This window comes from Erwinia sp. 198, assembly GCF_003937915.1.
GTDB classification, from domain to species: domain Bacteria; phylum Pseudomonadota; class Gammaproteobacteria; order Enterobacterales; family Enterobacteriaceae; genus Erwinia; species Erwinia aeris.
Genome location: NZ_RHUM01000001.1, coordinates 21,517 through 41,611, shown reverse-complemented (window position 1 = coordinate 41,611; position 20,095 = coordinate 21,517). Strand labels below are relative to the sequence as shown.

Sequence of the window (20,095 nt, the reverse complement as noted above, 5' to 3'; positions counted from 1 at the left end):
AGGCCGTTCTACACTAAGCGATGCAGCCGCAGGATTCCACTTCCATGAGATTAGCGGTTATAGTGGCTGTTAACGGACTGGCATAAGGCCAGAGGTTTTTACGGAACGATGAAGACAACACGGGAGTTATTATGACCTGGGAATACGCGCTTATTGGCCTGGTAGCGGGAGTAATTATCGGTGCGCTGGCGATGCGTTTTGGTAACAAGAAACTGCGCGAGCAGCGCAGCCAGCAGTACGAACTGGAAAAAACCAAAGCCGAACTGGCTGATTATCGCGAAGAGCTGACCAGCCACTTCGCGCAGAGCGCCGAGCTGCTGGATAATATGGCGCGCGACTACCGCCAGCTTTATCAGCATATGGCGAAAGGTTCTAACGATCTGCTGCCGAACCTGCCGGGCGAAAAAAATCCGTTTGCTTATCAGCTGACCGAATCGGAAGCGGATAACGATCAGGTGCCGGTGCAGATGCCGCGTGATTACCCTGACAGCGCTACCGGCCTGCTGCGCGGCGAGCGTACGGCGCACGAGAAATAAAACGGGCGCGTCGTGTGGTAAAGGGGCGTTAATCGCCCCTTTTTACTATTCTGACCCTTGTGTCCAGGCTTCGTCCCGGATGCTCTCCCCCACTTTTTGCGAGTCTTAGCGATGAAAAAATCATTACTGTTGAGCGCATTAGCCCTGAGTATCAGCATGGGTTCAGCTCCGGCGGCGCAGGCCACGCTACCGGCACAAATTCAGGGGCAGTCGCTGCCCAGCCTGGCGCCAATGCTGGAAAAAGTGCTGCCTGCGGTGGTCAGCGTCCACGTGGCGGGCACGCAGCCGACGCAAACGCAGGAAATCCCCGAGCAGCTAAAACGCTTTTTCGGGCAGGAAGGCCAGGACGGCGGCGACAGCAGCCAGCCTTTTGAAGGTCTGGCATCCGGCGTGGTTATCAACGCGGAAAAGGGCTACATCCTTACCAATAATCATGTGGTTAACGGCGCGGATAAAATCAGCGTCCAGCTGAGCGACGGCCGGGAATTTGACGCTAAGCTTATCGGCCACGACGAGCAGACCGATATCGCCCTGATCCAGGTCAGCGGTGCCAAAGGCCTGACGCAGGTGAAAGTGGCCGATTCCGACCAGCTGAAGGTCGGCGACTTCGCGGTGGCGATCGGCAATCCGTTCGGCCTTGGCCAGACGGCCACATCCGGTATCGTGTCGGCACTGGGACGCAGCGGACTGAATCTGGAAGGGCTGGAAAACTTTATTCAGACCGATGCAGCGATCAATCGCGGCAATTCCGGCGGCGCGCTGGTAAATCTTAACGGCGAACTGATCGGCATCAACACCGCTATTCTCTCGTCTGCCGGCGGCAATATCGGTATCGGCTTCGCTATTCCGGGCAATATGGCGATGAATCTGGCGCAGCAGCTGATCGAGTTTGGCGAGGTGAAACGCGGCCAGTTGGGTATCAAGGGCACGGAGATGACGGCGGAAATGGCGAAAGCCTTTAACGTTGACGCCCAGCGCGGCGCTTTCGTCAATGAAGTGCTGCCGGGCTCGGCGGCGGGTAAAGCCGGCATCAAAGCGGGCGATATTATTACCTCGCTGGATGACAAGCCGGTGGAAAGCTTCGCCGCGCTGCGGGTAAAAATTGGCACCACCGCGCCGGGCAAAGAGGTGAAGGTAGGCCTGCTGCGCGACGGCAAGCCGCAGACGCTGACCGTGAAGCTGGACAACAGCACCCAGACCGCCAGCACCGAGCTGCTGAACCCTGCGCTACAGGGCGCGACCTTAAGCGACGGCGCGGCGAAAGACGGCACCAAAGGCGTCAGCGTGGACAGCGTCGATAAAGGCACGCCGGCCGCGCAGTTCGGCCTGCAAAAAGGCGATATTATCGTCGGGCTTAACCGCACCCGCGTTGAAAATCTTGCCGGCCTGCGCAAGCAGCTGACGGCAAAACCTTCGCTGATGGCGCTGAACGTTATCCGCAACGGCGAAAGTATCTATCTGCTTTTACGCTAAAACTTCGGGCGGACACCTGCGCGTCCGCCCGACTCATGTTATCCTGCCCATCGTCTATTCATTCATCAGTTAAAGCCATGTTTCCTAAACTTATGCGTTCAGTGCTTCTTGGCCTGGTTGTAGCGGGCCTGCTGCTGGTCGCGCTGCCCGCGCTGCGCATCGGCAATAATTTTTTTACGCTAAAAGATGACAGCGCCAGCCAGAAGCTCGTCAGCTATAACGACGCGGTGCGTCGCGCCGCGCCTGCGGTGGTGAACGTCTATAATCGCAGCGCCAACGCGTCGGCCCATAACCTGGAGATCCGCACGCTGGGCTCCGGCGTGATTATGGACGGGCGCGGCTATATCCTGACCAACAAGCATGTAATTAACGATGCCGATCAGATTATCGTCGCGCTACAGGATGGCCGAATTTTTGAAGCCATGCTGGTGGGCTCGGACAGCCTTACCGATCTGGCCGTGCTGAAGATCACCGCTTCCGGCCTGCCGGTTATTCCTGTGAATCCTAAGCGAGTGGCGCATATCGGCGATCTGGTGATGGCGATAGGCAATCCTTACAACATTGGCCAGACGGTTACGCAGGGCATCATCAGCGCGACCGGCCGCGTAGGCCTCAGCCCTTCCCGTTACCAGAATTTCCTGCAAACCGATGCTTCTATTAATAAGGGCAACTCCGGCGGCGCGCTGATTAACTCGCTGGGCGAACTGATGGGCATTAATACGCTGTCGTTCGATAAAAGCAACGATGGCGAAACGCCGGAAGGCATCGGTTTTGCCATCCCTACCGCGCTGGCGGCGAAAATTATGGACAAGCTGATCCGCGACGGCCGCGTTATCCGTGGGTTTATCGGCATCAGCGGGCGTGAAATACCGCAAATGCATGGCCAGAACGGCAGCATCGATCACGTCCAGGGCATCGTGGTAACCAACGTGGCGCAGGGTGGGCCGGCGGCGAAAGCAGGCCTGCAGGTGAACGACGTCATCGTCAGCGTGAACCATAAGCCTGCGGTTTCCGCCCTGGAAACCATGGATCAGGTAGCAGAAATCCGTCCGGGAACGGCGATTGACGTGGATATTTTGCGTAACGATCGCAAGATGACGCTGCAAATTACCGTACTGGAATATCCGGGCAGCTAAAAGGCCAGGGCCAGCGAAAGCTGGCCCTGAGTGGATTACTTCACGAACTCTTCGCCCTGAGCGATATCTTTCTTCAGCGTCTCCAGCATGTTCTGCAGCGCCTGCTCTTCAAACGTACTCAAAGCGCCGACAGGCTTACGCTCCACAACGCCGTTTTTCCCCAGCAGCAGCGGCTGAGCGAAAAAGCGAGCATGCGCGCCGTCGCCTTCAACGTAGGCGCATTCCACCACGTTGCTTTCACCCTGTAGCGCACGCACCAGCGACAGACCAAATTTCGCCGCGGCCTGGCCCATTGATAGCGTAGCAGACCCGCCGCCGGCTTTTGCCTCGACCACTTCTGTGCCCGCGTTCTGGATACGTTTAGTCAGGTCGGCTACTTCCTGCTCCGTAAAGCTTACGCCCGGCACCTGCGACAGCAGCGGCAGGATAGTGACGCCGGAATGGCCGCCAATCACCGGTACGTTCAGCTCCGCCGGATCTTTGCCTTTCAGCTCGGCAACAAAGGTATTGGAGCGGATAATATCCAGCGTGGTCACGCCGAACAGTTTGTTCTTGTCATAAACGCCGGCTTTTTTCAGCACTTCGGCAGCAATAGCCACGGTGGTATTAACAGGGTTAGTAATGATGCCGATCAGCGCTTTTGGACAGGTAGCGGCGACCTGCTCAATCAGATTGCGCACGATACCGGCGTTAACATTAAATAGGTCCGCGCGGTCCATACCAGGCTTACGCGCCACGCCTGCAGAGATCAGGACTACGTCAGCGCCCTGCAAGGCTGGCGTCGCGTCTTCACCGCTAAAGCCTTTGATTTTCACCGCGGTAGGGATGTGGCTCAGATCGACAGCCACGCCAGGCGTCACGGGAGCAATATCGTACAGTGAGAGATCTGAACCTGCCGGAAGCTGGGTTTTAAGCAGAAGAGCAAGGGCCTGGCCAATGCCGCCAGCCGCGCCGAGAACTGCAACTTTCATCCTAAACTCCTTATTATTTTGAGGGGGGAAGTGCCGTGGAATCATTTGCTTACGAGCATATCTGACCTGCGAGGCCTGAGCGACAGCATTTACCCTCATGCACGACGGCGCATCATACAGGATAAAGCGACAGAGACTGACCGCAATATGCCCGATAAGGCCATTCGAGGCTGCAGGCAACGCGGTCAACGTTACACTACACCGTTAATACTTAGCCAAACAACATCAATTTTATAACATTCTGTTCACTTATTGTGCGCGACGTCGCGGAATAAGGCGAATTTTTCACGGCCGTCATCTGGCAAAGATAGTTAACAGGGTGTAAAAAACAGGCTTAGTTTGCATAAAAATGCAAAAAAGTGCATAATAATAAGTTATCCCAGCCGGGAATTCTCTTGCGACCTTTAGCGAAAAACTATGCGTAATCCAGCAAAACAAGAAGATCTGATTAAGGCGTTTAAGGCCTTATTAAAAGAAGAAAAATTTAGCTCGCAGGGCGAGATTGTCACTGCGCTCCAGGAACAGGGCTTTGATAATATCAACCAGTCCAAGGTTTCGCGCATGCTGACCCGCTTTGGCGCCGTGCGCACGCGCAACGCCAAAATGGAAATGGTTTACTGTCTGCCTGCCGAGCTTGGCGTACCGACTACCAGCAGCCCGCTCAAGAATCTGGTGCTTGATATCGATTATAACGACGCGCTGATTGTGATCCATACCAGCCCCGGCGCCGCGCAGCTGATTGCCCGCATGCTGGACTCGCTGGGCAAACCCGAAGGGATCCTCGGCACCATCGCCGGTGACGACACGATTTTCATTACCCCAGCCCGCCACGTTACCATCAGACACCTGCGTGATTCCGTCCTGAAATTATTCGATCAGGAACTGTAAACCACCGGTTTTTATGCAGTTCCTTATCGTTTTCCCTCGCGTCGATCGCCGTCGGCGCGTTGCCTTTTCCCTCTCCACGCCGTTAAAAACAGCATAATCCACTAGCTTATTGCGCTGACATCGCCGTTAAATTTTATGGGTTCCCGTCTCGTAGTGTGATCTGCCACAAATAAGCGCACAAATAGTTAAATTGATCTATCTCAATGTTTTTACGCATATTTCATGTGGCCAGGGCAACTTATAAGCGTTTTTTATAACTGAACGTTATTAAAAAGTGGTTAACGGCTTAAATATCGCAACAAAACATTATTAGTCTGCTATTAATATTTTACGTTATCAGATCTATAATCCTTTTCGTGATGTGAATCACACTAACAACACGATAAAAATAATGACGAGGACAATTTCCATGAACGTAAAAACTACCGTGGCTGCCGCCAGCCTGCTCTCTCTGCTCTCTTTTGGTGCTTTTGCAGCTGAATCTGTTAACGCGGATCAGGCGCAAAACATGCAAGCGATCGGTACCGTTAGCGTGAGCGGCGTCAGCGCATCCCCTATGGATATCAATGCCCAGCTGAGCCAGAAAGCCGACGCTCAGGGCGCTAAAGCCTACCGTGTGGTAGAGGCCTATTTGAACGGCAACTATCACGCTACGGCTGAGCTGTACAAATAATCAATCTAACCCTGACGATAACCCCAAGAATAATAAAATTTTTCTAGCCCTTTCGGTTATCGCCCTACTTCTGGAGCATCTGTTATGAACACGAAATTTACTGTCGCCGCGCTAAGCCTGGCTTCCGTTCTCTCTTTCGGCGCCAGCGCTGCCAACCTGGTAACCGATCGGCAGGTTGCCAACGAAAATCTGCAGCCTATGGGTACCATCAGCGTTAGCGGCATCGACGGCGCGCCAACCACCATCCGTCAGCAGCTTTCACAAAAAGCTGACGAACAGGGTGCCAAATCGTATCGGGTGATTGAGGCCTACAACAACGGCAACTATCACGCGACCGCAGAACTGTATAAATAAGATGGGCGACGGGCAGGCGTAAAGCCTGCCGCTATATCGACGACCTGACAGGTTTCAGACGCGGGTTGTTGATGACAATGAGGAAGAAAATCATGAAAACAACTTTAGCCGTATTAAGCCTGCTCTCCGTACTTTCCTTCGGCGCCTCAGCTGCACAGCTGGTTAACGCAGAGCAATCGCGGGATCTACAATCCGCCGGCACCATTTCATTAAGCGGCGTGGCAGGTGCACCGATGGACATCCGTCAGCAGCTGTCGCAGAAAGCGGATGAACAAGGTGCCAGCGCCTATCGCGTTATCGAAGCGCGCAACGACAACACCTGGCACGTCACCGCCGAGCTGTATAAGTAATTCCTCGTCAGCGTACCCTAAGACGAACCCTTTGGCCCCGTTCGCCGGGGCCCTTTTTCGTTTCAGCGCACGTTAAATCGTAGATCGCCTTCCAGCTCCTCCTCCGCTTCGTCAAACAGCAGGATCAACGCGCCGTAGCGCCGTCTCTGGCCTGTGCCAAGATGCACAAATTCGATCTGCAGCGGCAACGGCAGCGATCTGTCGCTCACCACTTCCCACAGGCTATCCAAATCGGTAACAGGCCGATCGCCCAGTGAAAAACGATCGCTGAACTGTCGGAAGAAATGTGCCTGATCCACAATTTCATTAAAATCAAAAATTTCTGTTCTCATACTGCCGCTCCACAGGAAAACGGTCGGGCGACGCGTAGCCGCCCGCTGAGTTACAGTCCCCCAATATGCAGGGCTTTGACCTCTAAAAACTCTTCCAGTCCCAGCACCGATCCTTCCCGTCCCAGCCCGGACTCTTTCACGCCGCCAAAAGGCGCCAGCTCGGTAGATACCGCGCACTCATTGATGCCGATCATGCCGCTTTCCAGCGCCGCCGCTACGCGGAAGATGCGCTGGACATCACGGGTATAGAAGTAGGCTGCCAGACCAAATTCGGTATCGTTGGCGCGGCGGATTACCTCTTCTTCGCTGTCAAAGCGGAAACAGGCGGCAACCGGGCCGAACGTCTCTTCTTTTGCCAGCTTCATGTTTTCACTGGCTTCGGCAATCACCGTCGGCTGCCAGAAATTGCCGCCGAGCGCGTGCCGGTCGCCACCGACGACGATCTTACCGCCTTTCGCTTTGGCATCTTTAACATGCTCTTCCACCTTATCAATGGCGGAAGCTTCAATCAGCGGCCCGACAATCACGCCTTCTTCCATACCGTTACCCACCTTCAGCTTGCCCACCTCTTCCGCCAGCTGGCTGACAAAACGGTCGTAAACGCTGTTATGAATAAAGAAGCGGTTAACGCTGACGCAAACCTGGCCCGCGTTGCGGAACTTGTTGGCGATGGCGCCTTTAACGGCGGCGTCGATATCCGCATCCTCAAATACGATATAGGGCGCGTTGCCGCCCAGCTCCATCGACACTTTTTTCATCGTCTCAGCGGCGTTACGCATCAGCAGCTTGCCGACTTCCGTAGAGCCGGTGAAAGAGATTTTCCTGACCGTCGAACTGGCCATAACGGCATCGCTGATGGCTTTGGTATCGCCCGCCACCGCATTCAGCACGCCGTCCGGCACGCCCGCTTTTTTCGCCAGCGCCACCAGGGCAAAAGCCGACAGCGGCGTGTTATTAGCGGGTTTGATAATGCCGGTGCAGCCTGCGGCCAGCGCGGGGCCAAGCTTGCGCGTCAGCATTGCCATCGGGAAATTCCAGGGCGTAATAGCGGCGACCACGCCGATGGGTTCGCGCGTCGCCAGAATGCGCGAGCCCGCTTTGGCCGGCGGAATGATTTCACCGTTAGCGCGCTTTGCCTGCTCGGCAAACCATTGAATAAAGCTGGCGGCATACTCGACTTCGCCCTCGGCTTCTTTTACAGGCTTGCCCTGCTCCGCCGTCATCAGTTTGCCCAGCCAGGCTTTGTTGTCGATAATCAGCTGATACCAGCGGTAAAGAATTTCGCTACGCTCTTTGGCGGTTTTCGCCCGCCAGGCGGGAAAGGCTTTGGCGGCGGCGGCAATCGCCCGTTCGGTTTCATCTTTACCGGCGCGCGCGACCTGAGTAATGACTTCGCCGGTGGCCGGGTTCAGTACGTCAAAGGTTGCACCGCCCTGCAGCCACTGACCATCGATAAAAAAGCCGTTCTGAAATAAGTCGTTATCCTGAAGCGAGTTGCTCATACTGTTCTCCCATTGGATTGCCGTTGGGATAAGTATAGATGGCGGCCTGCATGACAGGCCGCAAGAAGGGTAAGAAGCGGAGATCTCTTAATCAGATTTGCAGCAGCGTGGTCTGGTATTTTCTCAACATGCTTGCCAGGCGTTGTACGGGCTCCGTGACGCTTAGCGGCGCCTCGTAATGCACCAGCTTTTCCTGATAGATAGCCAGTTCCGCCAGCAGCCGCTCGAAGTAGTGGCGTCGTTTGGCGTCGCTGCCTGCCGAAATAACCCGATCCGCCGTATGCCGCAGCTGCTTGTGGAAAGCAGAAAGATCGCTGTTAACCGGGATATCGGCATCGCGCAGGCGCTGATGTCCGATAATCAGCGTCAGCGCGATACGAAACTTGTTGATATCGCCCGGAAAAAGATTCAGCAGCATAAACAGCTGCTGGTACAGCGCTGGCAGATGGTTCTCGCGACGGCGGGCCTGATTGGTGGTCATGGCCGCCACGGCAGAATACATAAAGCGGTTCAGCAGCGTACGTCCGGTACGCGCTTTTGAGGTGTCGCGAATAAGTAGAATGACCAGCAGCGCCAGGAAGCAGCCGATCGCCTGACCGAGCGCGTTATCCAGGAAGGCGCTGACGTTAAAGGTCATGGGATTGTCCAGCGTCAGGATATTGATGGTGCCAACCAGCGCGCCCAGCGTGCCGATCTGACGACGCTGAATAAGGATGCCGCCGATAAAGGCCATCACGCCCAGGCAGAGACAGAGCAGCAGCATACTTTGCTGCGTGGCGGGCATCAGCACCATGTAATAGAGCGCCCCCAGGGGGATCGCCGCCATCATGCCGTACAGAAAATCCTTCGCCATCATCAGCGGGTTCGGCATCCTCATCGCCAGCGCGGTAATAACTGCGAGCATCACCATCGCGCCGCTGCCCGATGTCCAACCGCTCCACAGCCAGAACAGCGAACCCACCGCCGTGGCGACAAACGTGCGCACGCCGTTGATCAGCGCGTGGCGCGTTTCCGCCGAGCGCATTTTTACCACCGGCTCGCCATCCAGCACTTCTTCTTCCATGCCGCTGATGCTGCCGTTGGTTTTTATGCCTTTCAGCAGCAGCAAATAGCGTGAAGCCGCGCCGACCCAGTTGCTGACGGTGACCGGCGTGTTTTTGCTGCCGCTGGCGGTGATCACGCGGCGCATAATTTTCATGCGCTTATGGATATCGGCGACGTTCCCGACCGGCTTTTCAAAGAAAAGATGAAACTGCGGCGGCACATATTCCTGACGGGTATTCTGGATCAGAAAGGTTTCGCAGGCCTGGGTAATCAACGTCAGCGACAGCGTATTTAACGCGCGTAGTCGCCTTTCCGCCCGCTGCCAGTGGCCTGATTCCATCATCAGATGGGTACGCATCCCGTTCAGCGCGGTGGTGCGACGTACCAGATCGGTCCAGGCTTTATCGACCTCTTCTTTGTCGCCGTGTGCCACGCAAAGCTGCATCAGCTTGTACTGATCGACCAGCAGCCCGTCAATAACCCGATCGATATCCTGTTTGATCGAGCGCGGCGAAAACAGCATGTCGGCCAGAATGGCGCAGACGATACCGATAATGATTTCGCTACAGCGTTCCACGGCAAACTGCGGCGCCAGCAGCACCGAGCCGTTGGCGTCCAGGCTGACCACAATGATCAGCGCCGTATAGCCAGCCAGACCCAGCGCATAGGAGTTTTCGACTTTGATTAAAGAGGAAAGCCAGACGCAGAAACCGGCCCACAGGCAGCAGAGCAGCAGCATCACCACCGGCGCGCGAATAGTGGCGATCATAATCGTCAACGCGGCCAGGCAGCCGATAAAAGTGCCAATAATGCGCAGCATGCCGCGATGGCGCAGCGCGCCGGAGAAAGGATCGCCGCCTGCGGCAAAGGCCGTGCCGCCCGCGACGATACAGGCGGTCATCACCGCCCAGCGCGGCGTTTCCAGATTAAAGTGAAAGCCGATCAGCAACGCCAGCAAAATGGCGAAGGTCAGCTTGATCGGAAACCGCAGTTGATACCACATGGCGCTTAGCCGAACTCACGCAGGCGGTGCATCAGCTTCATCGCCGGCGACATCTCGTGCGGCTGACGATCCTGAACCCCCGTCACAATCACGGTTGCCGTCGTGCCGGCCGGATAGAGATTGCCTTGCTGCTGGTCAAGATGAATACGTACCGGCACGCGCTGCGCCAGGCGCACCCATTCCAGGTTGGAATCAATGGTCGCCATACCTTTGCTGTCAACGGTGCTGCTGCTGTTGGTTACGCCAGCGGCCACGCTGTCAACGGTGCCCTGCAGCACACGGTTGCTGCCCAGCGGCGTGATCTCAACGCGATAGCCGGGACGCACGCCTTCCAGCTTGGTTTCTTCCATATAGGCCAGCACGTAGAAGGTGTGCTGCTGCACCAGCGCCACGGCGGTGGAACCGCGCGTGATAAATTCGCCGCGATAGACGTTCAGGTTAGTGATCCAGCCGTCCGCCGGCGCTTTGACTACGGTACGCTCCAGATCCAGCTTCGCGGTATCGCGCGTGGCGACGGCTTTCGCCAGCTGGTGTTCCGTGGTTTGGTAATCGCTGTTGGCCTGCTCGATAGCCTCACGCGACATAGCGGAGACGCCAAGCTGATTGCGGCGGCCTGCCTCACGGCGTTTTTCACTGACCAGCGCCTGGTAATAGGCCACGTCCGCTTCCGCCTGGTTCAGCGCCTGCTGATAGCGCGGCTGATCGACCACGAACAGCACCTGATCCTTTTTCACCAGCTGGTTATCCCGCACGCGCACGTCGGTGATCAGGCCGCTGACGTCTGGGGCGATAGCGACCACATCCGCCGTGAATTTTGCGTCACGCGTCCACGGCGATTCTGTGTAGTAGACCCAGACATGGAAAATACCAACAACGGCAATCACCACCAGGATAAGGGTGATGGCGAACCGGGAAATTTTTCTTGTTAACGCTTTCACTGTGACCTCAGACAAACAATCGGGAAACCAGGTAGAACAGGCAGCAGTAGAGTGCTGTATTAAATAACGCAGGATGCCAGACCAGGTCATAGATCCCGGTGGGCGTAAGCAAACGACGCACCAGCCAGAACAGCATCAATGACACGATAATCTCAAAAAATATGGGCGGGAAAGAGAGCCCAAATATCACAATAACCGGAAGCACGCTCATCTCTTATCCTTGTCGGGTTTACCGGGCGCTCCGCCACAAAAAAACGGCCGCCCTGGACAGGGTGGCTGCTGCTCTACGGATGATGATGTCAGATTAACCGCAGACGGTCTTATCAAAAACCGGCGCTGTATGAATAATAGCGTATTCAGGCGTCAGCATTTCGGCGAGTTGAGTTACGGAATGGTAACCCGGCGATGCTATAGTAACGCGGCTGACTATCTGTTTTCTACCAAATGTGATCTAAATCACTTTTAAGCCAGAGTTAATAATGGAAAGAATGAAGGGCATGTCCGTGTTTGCGCGAGTGGTGGAGCTGGGCTCTTTTACCGCTGCCGCCAACCATCTGCAAATGAGCGTTTCCGCCGTCAGCCAGATCGTGGCAAAGCTGGAGGATGAGCTACAGGTCAAGCTGCTGAACCGCAGCACCCGTAGCCTGGGCCTGACCGAAGCCGGAAAAATCTATTTTCAGGGCTGCCGCAGGATGATGTCGGAAGCGCAGCAGGTGCACGAGCAGCTATATGCCTTCAACAATACGCCCATCGGCACGCTGCGCATCGGCAGCTCTTCGACCATGGCGCAGAACGTGCTGGCGAATATGACCGCCGAGATGCTGAAAGAATACCCGGGCCTGACGGTGAATCTGGTGACCGGCATTCCCGCGCCTGACCTGATCGCCGACGGGCTGGATCTGGTGATCCGCGTTGGCGCGCTGCGCGATTCCAGCCTGTTCTCTCGCCGCCTCGGCTCTATGCCGATGGTGGTCTGCGCCGCCAAAAGCTATCTGGCGCAGCACGGCACGCCGGAAAAGCCTTCGGATATCGGCAACTTTTCCTGGCTGGAGTACAGCGTGCGGCCCGACAACGATTTTGAGCTGACGTCGCCGGAAGGTCTGGCCATTCGCCTTTCGCCGCAGGGGCGCTTCGCCACCAACGATTCGCAAACGCTGATCCGCTGGCTGGTGGCCGGAACGGGCATCGCCTACGTGCCGTTAATGTGGATCATCGATGAGATCAACGCCGGTAAAATCGAAATTCTGTTTGCGCATTATCAGTCCGATCCCCGGCCGGTTTATGCGGTTTATACGCAGAAGGATAAGCTACCGCTGAAGGTACAGGTGTGTATCAACTACCTGACGGATTACTTTCATAAGGTGGCGGACGTGTATCAGGAGTACCGCCAGAAATAAAAAAGGCGAGCCGCTATGGCTCGCCTTTTCGTGGTCGCTATCCGTCAGGCGGTGCCGCCCACGGTCAGCTTATCCAGCTTCAGGGTCGGCTGTCCGACGCCGACCGGCAGGCTTTGCCCCTCTTTGCCGCAGACGCCCACGCCCTTATCCAGCGCAAGATCGTTGCCTACCATCGAGATTTGCTGCATCGCCTCAATACCGGAACCGATCAGCGTGGCGCCTTTCACCGGCTTAGTCACTTTGCCGTTCTCAATCAGATAGGCTTCCGAGGTGGAGAAAACAAATTTCCCGGAGGTGATATCCACCTGGCCGCCGCCGAAGTTTGGCGCATAGAGACCATACTCCACGCTGGCGATGATATCTTCCGGGGTCGACTTACCCGCCAGCATATAGGTGTTGGTCATGCGTGGCATCGGCAGATGCGCATAGGATTCGCGGCGGCCGTTGCCGGTAGGCTTCACGCCCATCAGGCGGGCGTTCAGCTTGTCCTGCATATAGCCTTTCAGCACGCCGTTTTCGATCAGTACGTTATACTGGCCCGGTACGCCTTCGTCATCCACTGCCAGCGAACCGCGCAGGCCTTCGATAGTGCCGTCATCGACCACCGTACAGAGATCCGACGCTACTTTCTGGCCGATCTGACCGCTGAACACCGAGGTGCCGCGGCGGTTAAAGTCGCCTTCCAGACCGTGGCCAACCGCCTCGTGCAGCAGCACGCCAGGCCAGCCTGCGCCCAGCACCACCGGAATACTGCCCGCCGGCGCCGCGACGGCGCTCAGGTTGACCAGCGCCATCCGCACCGCTTCCCGCGCCCAGGCTTCCGCCCGGGTTTCGCCGGACTCGTCGGCCAGGAAAAATTCATAGCCGAAACGGCCGCCGCCGCCGCTGGAGCCACGCTCGCGCTTGCCATTGTCCTCAACCTGCACGCTTATCGACAGGCGAACCAGCGGGCGCACGTCGGCCGCCAGCGTGCCGTCGGTAGCCGCAACCAGCACCATTTCGTAAACGCCGCTCAGGCTGGCGCTGACTTCCTGTACGCGCTTGTCCGCCGCACGCGCCGCAGAATCCACACGATGCAGCAGCGCGATTTTTTCTTCACGGGTCAGGCTTTGCAGCGGATCGGCCGTTGGGTAAAGCGGGCGGTTCATTACCGCGCCCAGCGTATGCGATTTGCCGTTGCCCTGTTCGCGCACGATACTGCGTGCGGCCGTGGCGCTTTGCGTCAGCGCATTCAGCGTGATCTGATCGGCATAGGCGAAGCCCGTTTTTTCACCGCTGATGGCGCGCACGCCGACGCCCTGATCGATGTTCCAGGAGCCGTCTTTGATAATCCTGTCTTCCAGCACCCAGGATTCGTGGTAGCCGGACTGAAAATAGAGATCGGCGTAGTCCAGCTTGCGTTCCGAGAGCTGACCGAGAAGGGAAAAGAGATCCTGTTGGTTAATATTATTAGCAGTTAGTAACTGTTCACTTACCAGATTCAGACTCATGTATTCTCGCTCTGTTTGGGAGCCAGTCGCCGCTGGCGTCGTAATCTCTATAGCCTGAGGCAATTCCCCGGTCACGTCAAATTCACTTCGCGCTCTTTTCTCGCGGCTTGCGCAGCACTTCGTCAATTTGCGGCTTATCGAGCGGCCCGGAAAGATGGTAGCGCAGCACCGAGATTTTATTCCATAGCGGCGCCAGCGCCTTGCTGGCGGCAAAGACCGCTGCGCCGACCACCGGATTAACGGCGAACGCGGCGGCGACGCCGACGGTCGCGGAAATTTCCGGCGCGACTACCGCTTCCATATCGATTTGCCGTTTCACCAGGTCGATTTTGCCCTGCATGGCGATATCGGCTTCCAGGCCATCCACCAGCAGGTTATCGGTACGCAGCACGCCCTTTTCAATCCAGGCGGTGCCGTTAATGGAATCAAAATAGAAGCCCTGACTGAAAGTATCGGTGAAGTCGAGGCGCAGCTTGCGCAGCAGCGCATCAAAACTGACCAGCCGCAGCAGCTGACCGGCGCGGCCGGTATTCACGTCGGCAATCTGTCCGGCGCCCATGTGCGATTTCAGCACGCCGCTCAGCGTTGCCACCGACGGCTGCCACGGCGCGGCCTGCCAGTGAAGATCGTAATCAATGTTAAACGGCGCGTCCCGCAGCGGCGAATTCATGCCGAACCAGCTGGTGGCATCGTCAACTTTTTTACCGCTGAGTGTGCCTTTCAGCGCCGTGCGCTGCGCGCCCGGCTGGTTGACCCATTCGCCCGCCACCTTCAGTTTCGCGCCGCCGATATCGATCAGGCCGTTTTGCAGCTTTAAGGTATCGCGGGTATGGCTGAGATCCGCCGCCATCCGGCCGAAGCGCTGGCCGCGCAGCCAGCATTCGTTGCAGCTCAGGTTTACGGCGGGCCAGCTGCTGAAATCAATTCCGCTGGCCTGCTCGCCGGAAAACGGCGTGGAGCCGCTGGCGGCAGCCCACTGCGGATTGTAATAGAGGTAGCTGAGCTGGCCCAGCCACGGCGCGTGCTGTCTCATTACCAGCTTGCCGTCAATCTCGCGACCTTTAGCCTGCACTACATTTTCACCCGCTACCGTCTGGCTCAGCGTTGCCTCCAGATCGTGCCAGCGCTGCCCGCCCAGCGTCAGCGCCGGCGTGCGCAGCGTGATATCGCCCGGCAGCCTGGCCTGTCCGCCGCCTGCGCCTGCGCCGCCCGCCAGCAAACCCAGCCAGGCTTCACCATCCAGCGGCGGCAGATTCAGCGTCATGCCTGACGTTTCCGGCAGCGGCGGCGTTTGCGTGGCGTCGTTTTCCCAGATGCCGCGATCGACGCGTAGCTGTTTCCCCAATAGCCAGCGGCTGTTGAAACGGTGCTTTTCACCTACCGCGCCATGCAGCGTAAACGCCGACAGATCGCCCTGCGCCTGGACGCGGATCGGCATCGCCACATTCCGCTCTTTATCCAGCGGCGAAGGTAAGTTACTGCTTACATTTTTCAAATCGCCGGTCAGCGAAACCTTATAGTTTGCGCCTCCGCCGTGCGGCAGCGTAATGGCGACCACGCTTTGCCAGCTGGCGTTGCCGTTCAGTTTTTCGCGCAGCGCCTTCGGCACCGCGTCGATTTTGCCCGGCTGCCAGTCGCCTTTAAGATCGACGCCGATAGCGTAATGCTTTTCGCCTTCCTGCGTATTGAAAGTCACGCTCATCGGCTGTCCGAACCAGCTGGCGGTCAGCGGCTCGCTTTGCAGATTGCCGTTGTCGTAAGTGAAGCGGCCGCTAAGCCGTTTGATGGTGCTGCCCAGCGGTTTAATAAACAGCGAATTATTACGCAGAGCCACATCGCCGCTGGCTTTAACTTCCTGCCCGTCCAGCGGGATATTTAAATGTAAGCGACCGCTTACATCGCCGCCGATTTGTAGCTCATCCAGCGCCGCGCCCAGCGTTGGCTTCAGCGGCGTCTGGTTAAAGTAGCGGCCGATTTCCGTGCCCGCCCCGCTGATATCGCTGTCGATAATCAGCTTTTCTTTCATATAGTCAGGAATAACGGCGGCGACGTTTTTGCCCTGTACGTTGCCCAGCATGGCCCGATCCGCCTTCATAAACAGACCGTCGTTGATAAAGTTCAGGTTGATATCCAGCTTTTCCAGATCCGGCCAGCCGGGCTGGAAGCGATAGGTTGCCTGGCGCAGCGGCACCCAAACCTGGAACATGCCGTCGTTGTGTTTGAAGGGAAAAAGCTGGGGATTGCCTGCAAACAGCAGCGTGGCGTTATGCACCTGTCCGCCTTTGATGGCGCCGCTGAGATAGTCGACCAGTTTGGTGCCCATCAGCGGTTCCGGGAAATAGCGCCAGGCATCTGCCGCATCGGTCAGGTTAATGCCGGCCAGAATATCCAGCCGCGGCGCCTGCTCTTTGGCCTGTGCCCAGGTGAAGTCGCCCTTCGCCCACAGCGAGCGCGCCTGCACATCCAGATCCCGTCCGGCCAGCGTGACGCCCTGCTCGTCGCTTCGCCAGCTGAAGGCGCCGCTGGCCTGCGCGATTTGCAGCGGCGCGCGGAACATGGTGCCGTCGGGCAGCAGGGCATTTTTCAGCCTGAAATCCAGCCTGCCGTCCGTGACGCTGCCGGTAAGCGAGCCGCTGAAGTGCTGCATTCCCGGCAGCAGCTCCCAGTGCTGCCAGCTCAGATTTTGCCAGCGGGCCTGGAAACGGGTTTTTTCCGGCTGCCGTAACGGAATATCGGCGGCCAGCGCCTGAACTTCGCCGTGCGGCTGCAGCGTGCGCCAGTTGGTCAGCAGCGTCGGCGTCACTTTGGAAAACAGCGGCAGCAGCGCATCAATACGCTCAAGCGCCAGATGGGTGGCGCGTAGGCGCAGCTCCTCCGGGCTGGACGAGCGTTGCGGTAGCCAGAGCAGCGATACCCGCCCTTTTGGCCAGGCTATGCCGTCGGTATGCAGGCTGGTTTGCGGCATTTCGACACGCCAGCCCTGCTCCACGCGGCTGATATGGGCGGCGAGGTTATCCACGGTGAAATGGTGCGCCTCGCTTTCGCCCTGCCATTCCGCGCCGCCTTTCTTTAACACGACATCGCCGCTGTGGATTTCGCCGTTTTCAAGGCTCATCCAGCCAGCCAGCGAGAAGCGCGCGCTTTTCAGCGTGGTATTATCCTGCATCCACTGGCCCAGCCAGGGTTTGACATCCACATCGTCCGCCTGCATCCAGGCACGCCCGGTATCAAGATAGCCATTGGTGTCCCTTAGATCGAGACGCACCTGCACCACGCCATGCTGGCCGGTGAAGCTGGACAGGCTGACCAGCCCTTCCGCACGATGACGGTTTTTTTCGTTCAGCCAGGTAAGCTGCGGCATATCCAGCCTGGCACGCTGTCCGGAAAGCGTCAGAAAGCTGATCTGGCTTTGTTGCAAATCGAAGTGGTCAAACTGACGCAGGAAGAGATCGCTGAACTGGCCTGGCTTGAGCTCTACTTTGCCGCTGTCGCCGGCGGTGAGCGGCGTATTGGTGACGAGATCCAGCCGCCAGAAGACGAGATTGCGAAACTGCGGGCGCAGATGCAGCAGAGATTGCCAGACGTCAAAGGCCAGCGAAACGCGATCGACCTTCAGCGAGCCGCCGTCCTTCAGGCCGATATTCAGGGCTTTGATTTCCAGCACGGGGCCGAAGTTTTCCCAGCGGCCGTTAAGGGAAGCGGCTTCTACCGGCATGTCGATAGCGCTGGAAAGGCGCTGCAGCAGCGGCGCGCGCCAGCTGTTGATATGCGGCATCACCAGACGCAGGCCGCTGACTATCAGCGCAATAATAACGACGATTATTGCGCCGGTCAGTAGCAAGATCCTCGGCAATTGCCTCACACACCTCTCCTTGATGCCCGTCACTGCGGGCAATAACTGTATTTAACCCCGGTAGGGCGCGCTGGCTTTGTTTTGAGCGGGATAGCCGATGGCTTACATCATCACCACGTCAAACTGCTCCTGAGTATAGAGCGGTTCAATCTGTACTTTCACCTGCTTGCCAACGAATATCTCCACTTCCGCCAGCGCATGGGACTCGTCGGTTTTTAGCGCCTCGCCAACCGCAGGCGAAACGTAAACTAAAAAACGGTCTGAGTCGTAGGCGTGATGAACGCGGACTATTTCGCGCATGATCTCATAGCAGACGGTTTCCACGGTTTTCAGCGTGCCGCGCCCTTTGCAGACCGGGCAGTCATGACACAGCACGTGCTCAATGCTTTCCCGCGTGCGTTTACGGGTCATCTCTACCAGCCCAAGCTGCGAGAAACCATTGATGCCGGTTTTAACCCGATCCTTACTCAGCGCCTGCTCCAGCGAGTGCAGCACGCGACGGCGGTGATCTTCGTTATTCATATCGATAAAGTCGATGATGATAATGCCGCCGAGGTTGCGCAGACGCAGCTGGCGGGCGATCGCCTGAGTTGCCTCGACGTTGGTGTTAAAGATGGTTTCATCCAGATTGCGATGGCCGACAAAGGCGCCGGTATTGATATCGATGGTGGTCATCGCCTCGGTTTGATCGATAATCAAATAGCCGCCGGATTTCAGCTCCACCTTGCGATCCAGCGAGCGCTGGATTTCGTTTTCCACATCGAACAGATCGAAAATTGGCTGCTTGCCGGTGTACAGCTCCAGCTTTGCCGTCATTTCAGGAATGTATTCGCTGGTGAACTCCACCAGATGTTCCCAGGTCTGACGCGAATCGATGCGGATACGATCCAGGGCGGCCCCGGCGAAATCGCGCAGGATGCGCTGTGAGAGCGCGACTTCACCATAAAGACGACAGCGGGTTTTATTGCGCTTTTTGCGCTCGATGACTTTAGTCCACAGGCGTTTGAGAAACGCGGCGTCGGAAGCCAGCTCCTGTTCGCCCACGCCTTCGGCGGCGGTGCGGATAATATAGCCGCCCAGCTCATCGCAGTAGGCTGCCACAACGGACTTAAGACGCTCGCGCTCCGCTTCGCTTTCTATGCGTTGCGAAACGCCAACGTGCGACGCGCCCGGCATAAAGACCAGATAGCGTGAAGGCAGCGTGATATCGGTGGTGAGACGCGCGCCTTTGGTGCCCAGCGGATCTTTCACCACCTGCACCATCAGATCCTGTCCCTGACGAACCAGTTCGGAAATGTCGCGTACGGAAAAGTTTTTACGCTCGTCGCCCGCTACGCACTCGGTATGCGGCATGATGTCGGAAGCGTGCAGAAAGGCAGCTTTTTCCAGACCGATATCAACAAAGGCAGCCTGCATGCCCGGCAGAACCCGGCTGACGCGGCCTTTATAGATATTGCCGACAATGCCCCGGCGCGCTTCGCGTTCAATATGAATTTCCTGCAGAATGCCGCCGTCAATATAGGCGACTCGCGTTTCTGAAGGGGTAATATTTACCAGAAGTTCAGCCGTCATCTTGTTCCCTTACCTCACGCAACGCGTGAAACTGGCTCAGCAGCTCAGCCGTTTCCACCAGGGGCAGCCCCACTACTGCGTGATAGCTTCCATTGATTTTTCTGACAAAATTCCCGCCCAGTCCCTGAATGCCATAGGCGCCGGCTTTATCCATCGGCTCGCCGCTGGCGATATAGGCCGTAATGTCTTCCTCGCTCAGCAGGCGGAAAGTGACTTCTGTTACCACCATGCACGCCAGCTGCCGTTGCCGATCGGCCAGCGCGACGGCGGTCATCACCTGATGCGTCTGGCCGGAAAGTTTAGCCAGCATCGCGGCCGCGGCGGCCTCGTCTGCCGGTTTCTCCAGCACTTCGTTGTTCAGCACCACGATGGTATCGGCACCCAGCACCGGCAGATCCTGCTCCGCTACCGCCACGCCAGCCTGCGCTTTTTCCAGCGCCAGACGCCGGACGTAGGCTTCCGCCATTTCGCCGGGCTGCTGCCGCTCTTCGACCTGCGTGCTTAAACGCGCAAAACGCAGACCAAGCTGCGTAAGTAATTCACGACGACGGGGAGAACCGGAGGCCAGGTAAAGGGATATCAT

General features: G+C 57.2%; 18 protein-coding genes. 8 read left to right on the top strand and 10 right to left on the bottom strand.

Going from position 1 to position 20,095, the window contains the following annotated elements:
- Positions 1-131: 131 nt before the first annotated feature.
- The 3 genes from zapG to degS all read left to right on the top strand — a co-directional run bounded on the left by zapG (position 132) and on the right by degS (position 3,145).
- Complete coding sequence (zapG, locus tag EGK14_RS00205; RefSeq protein ID WP_125287071.1) at positions 132-536, top strand: Z-ring associated protein ZapG; 405 nt, start codon at positions 132-134, stop codon at positions 534-536.
- Positions 537-647: 111 nt separating this feature from the next.
- Positions 648-2,009, top strand: coding sequence for a serine endoprotease DegQ (gene degQ / locus EGK14_RS00200; protein ID WP_125287070.1), 1,362 nt, complete (start codon positions 648-650; stop codon positions 2,007-2,009).
- Between the two features lie 77 nt (positions 2,010-2,086).
- Positions 2,087-3,145, top strand: a complete 1,059-nt coding sequence (degS, locus tag EGK14_RS00195; RefSeq protein WP_125287069.1) for an outer membrane-stress sensor serine endopeptidase DegS — start codon at positions 2,087-2,089, stop codon at positions 3,143-3,145.
- Positions 3,146-3,180: 35 nt separating this feature from the next.
- Here the strand turns inward: degS and mdh are convergent, their stop codons facing one another.
- Complete coding sequence (mdh, locus tag EGK14_RS00190; RefSeq protein ID WP_125287068.1) at positions 3,181-4,116, bottom strand: malate dehydrogenase; 936 nt, start codon at positions 4,114-4,116, stop codon at positions 3,181-3,183.
- 417 nt (positions 4,117-4,533) lie between these two features.
- Here mdh and argR point away from each other — a divergent pair, with 417 nt between their 5' ends.
- The 4 genes from argR to yhcN (EGK14_RS00170) all read left to right on the top strand — a co-directional run bounded on the left by argR (position 4,534) and on the right by yhcN (EGK14_RS00170) (position 6,381).
- Positions 4,534-5,004: a transcriptional regulator ArgR gene (argR, locus tag EGK14_RS00185; protein WP_125287067.1), complete on the top strand. Its 471-nt coding sequence runs from the start codon at positions 4,534-4,536 to the stop codon at positions 5,002-5,004.
- Between the two features lie 409 nt (positions 5,005-5,413).
- On the top strand, positions 5,414-5,677 hold the full coding sequence (gene yhcN, locus EGK14_RS00180) for a peroxide/acid stress response protein YhcN (protein ID WP_125287066.1): 264 nt from the start codon (positions 5,414-5,416) through the stop codon (positions 5,675-5,677).
- 84 nt (positions 5,678-5,761) lie between these two features.
- The gene (gene yhcN, locus EGK14_RS00175) at positions 5,762-6,031 is read left to right on the top strand and encodes a peroxide/acid stress response protein YhcN (RefSeq protein WP_125287065.1); all 270 of its coding nucleotides are present in this window, start codon (positions 5,762-5,764) and stop codon (positions 6,029-6,031) included.
- A gap of 92 nt (positions 6,032-6,123) precedes the next feature.
- On the top strand, positions 6,124-6,381 hold the full coding sequence (gene yhcN, locus EGK14_RS00170) for a peroxide/acid stress response protein YhcN (protein ID WP_125287064.1): 258 nt from the start codon (positions 6,124-6,126) through the stop codon (positions 6,379-6,381).
- A gap of 62 nt (positions 6,382-6,443) precedes the next feature.
- Here the strand turns inward: yhcN (EGK14_RS00170) and EGK14_RS00165 are convergent, their stop codons facing one another.
- From EGK14_RS00165 to aaeX, 5 genes are all read right to left on the bottom strand, one after another.
- Complete coding sequence (locus tag EGK14_RS00165; protein WP_125287063.1) at positions 6,444-6,713, bottom strand: hypothetical protein; 270 nt, start codon at positions 6,711-6,713, stop codon at positions 6,444-6,446.
- Positions 6,714-6,763: 50 nt separating this feature from the next.
- Positions 6,764-8,215 carry an NAD-dependent succinate-semialdehyde dehydrogenase gene (locus EGK14_RS00160; RefSeq protein ID WP_125287062.1) on the bottom strand — a complete coding sequence of 484 codons (1,452 nt, stop codon included), beginning with the start codon at positions 8,213-8,215 and terminating at the stop codon, positions 6,764-6,766.
- 91 nt (positions 8,216-8,306) lie between these two features.
- Positions 8,307-10,262 carry a p-hydroxybenzoic acid efflux pump subunit AaeB gene (aaeB, locus tag EGK14_RS00155; RefSeq protein WP_125287061.1) on the bottom strand — a complete coding sequence of 652 codons (1,956 nt, stop codon included), beginning with the start codon at positions 10,260-10,262 and terminating at the stop codon, positions 8,307-8,309.
- Positions 10,263-10,267: 5 nt separating this feature from the next.
- Complete coding sequence (gene aaeA, locus EGK14_RS00150; protein WP_125287060.1) at positions 10,268-11,200, bottom strand: p-hydroxybenzoic acid efflux pump subunit AaeA; 933 nt, start codon at positions 11,198-11,200, stop codon at positions 10,268-10,270.
- A 7-nt stretch (positions 11,201-11,207) separates the two neighbouring features.
- Positions 11,208-11,411: a p-hydroxybenzoic acid efflux pump operon protein AaeX gene (gene aaeX, locus EGK14_RS00145; RefSeq protein WP_034890367.1), complete on the bottom strand. Its 204-nt coding sequence runs from the start codon at positions 11,409-11,411 to the stop codon at positions 11,208-11,210.
- A 268-nt stretch (positions 11,412-11,679) separates the two neighbouring features.
- On the opposite strand from aaeX, the gene aaeR reads away from it, so the two are divergent.
- Positions 11,680-12,597, top strand: a complete 918-nt coding sequence (aaeR, locus tag EGK14_RS00140) for an HTH-type transcriptional activator AaeR (RefSeq protein WP_125287059.1) — start codon at positions 11,680-11,682, stop codon at positions 12,595-12,597.
- A 44-nt stretch (positions 12,598-12,641) separates the two neighbouring features.
- Here the strand turns inward: aaeR and tldD are convergent, their stop codons facing one another.
- From tldD to EGK14_RS00120, 4 genes are all read right to left on the bottom strand, one after another.
- A complete protein-coding gene (gene tldD / locus EGK14_RS00135; protein WP_125287058.1) occupies positions 12,642-14,087 on the bottom strand; it encodes a metalloprotease TldD in 1,446 nt (481 codons plus the stop codon).
- An 82-nt stretch (positions 14,088-14,169) separates the two neighbouring features.
- Complete coding sequence (yhdP, locus tag EGK14_RS00130; protein WP_125287057.1) at positions 14,170-17,949, bottom strand: AsmA2 domain-containing protein YhdP; 3,780 nt, start codon at positions 17,947-17,949, stop codon at positions 14,170-14,172.
- 93 nt (positions 17,950-18,042) lie between these two features.
- Entirely contained in the window at positions 18,043-19,512 is a 1,470-nt protein-coding gene (gene rng, locus EGK14_RS00125; protein ID WP_125287056.1) for a ribonuclease G, read from the bottom strand.
- Positions 19,502-20,095, bottom strand: coding sequence for a nucleoside triphosphate pyrophosphatase (locus EGK14_RS00120; protein ID WP_125287055.1), 594 nt, complete (start codon positions 20,093-20,095; stop codon positions 19,502-19,504). The genes rng and EGK14_RS00120 overlap by 11 nt, the downstream gene beginning before the upstream one ends.

What these genes read in the sequence shown, in the direction of transcription:
- zapG (WP_125287071.1), top strand. Translation starts at nt 132, where the DNA reads ATGACCTGGGAATACGCGCTTATTGGCCTGGTAGCGGGAGTAATTATC.
- degQ (WP_125287070.1), top strand. Translation starts at nt 648, where the DNA reads ATGAAAAAATCATTACTGTTGAGCGCATTAGCCCTGAGTATCAGCATG.
- degS (WP_125287069.1), top strand. Translation starts at nt 2,087, where the DNA reads ATGTTTCCTAAACTTATGCGTTCAGTGCTTCTTGGCCTGGTTGTAGCG.
- mdh (WP_125287068.1), bottom strand. Translation starts at nt 4,116, where the DNA reads ATGAAAGTTGCAGTTCTCGGCGCGGCTGGCGGCATTGGCCAGGCCCTT.
- argR (WP_125287067.1), top strand. Translation starts at nt 4,534, where the DNA reads ATGCGTAATCCAGCAAAACAAGAAGATCTGATTAAGGCGTTTAAGGCC.
- yhcN (WP_125287066.1), top strand. Translation starts at nt 5,414, where the DNA reads ATGAACGTAAAAACTACCGTGGCTGCCGCCAGCCTGCTCTCTCTGCTC.
- yhcN (WP_125287065.1), top strand. Translation starts at nt 5,762, where the DNA reads ATGAACACGAAATTTACTGTCGCCGCGCTAAGCCTGGCTTCCGTTCTC.
- yhcN (WP_125287064.1), top strand. Translation starts at nt 6,124, where the DNA reads ATGAAAACAACTTTAGCCGTATTAAGCCTGCTCTCCGTACTTTCCTTC.
- EGK14_RS00165 (WP_125287063.1), bottom strand. Translation starts at nt 6,713, where the DNA reads ATGAGAACAGAAATTTTTGATTTTAATGAAATTGTGGATCAGGCACAT.
- EGK14_RS00160 (WP_125287062.1), bottom strand. Translation starts at nt 8,215, where the DNA reads ATGAGCAACTCGCTTCAGGATAACGACTTATTTCAGAACGGCTTTTTT.
- aaeB (WP_125287061.1), bottom strand. Translation starts at nt 10,262, where the DNA reads ATGTGGTATCAACTGCGGTTTCCGATCAAGCTGACCTTCGCCATTTTG.
- aaeX (WP_034890367.1), bottom strand. Translation starts at nt 11,411, where the DNA reads ATGAGCGTGCTTCCGGTTATTGTGATATTTGGGCTCTCTTTCCCGCCC.
- aaeR (WP_125287059.1), top strand. Translation starts at nt 11,680, where the DNA reads ATGGAAAGAATGAAGGGCATGTCCGTGTTTGCGCGAGTGGTGGAGCTG.
- tldD (WP_125287058.1), bottom strand. Translation starts at nt 14,087, where the DNA reads ATGAGTCTGAATCTGGTAAGTGAACAGTTACTAACTGCTAATAATATT.
- rng (WP_125287056.1), bottom strand. Translation starts at nt 19,512, where the DNA reads ATGACGGCTGAACTTCTGGTAAATATTACCCCTTCAGAAACGCGAGTC.
- EGK14_RS00120 (WP_125287055.1), bottom strand. Translation starts at nt 20,095, where the DNA reads ATGATATCCCTTTACCTGGCCTCCGGTTCTCCCCGTCGTCGTGAATTA.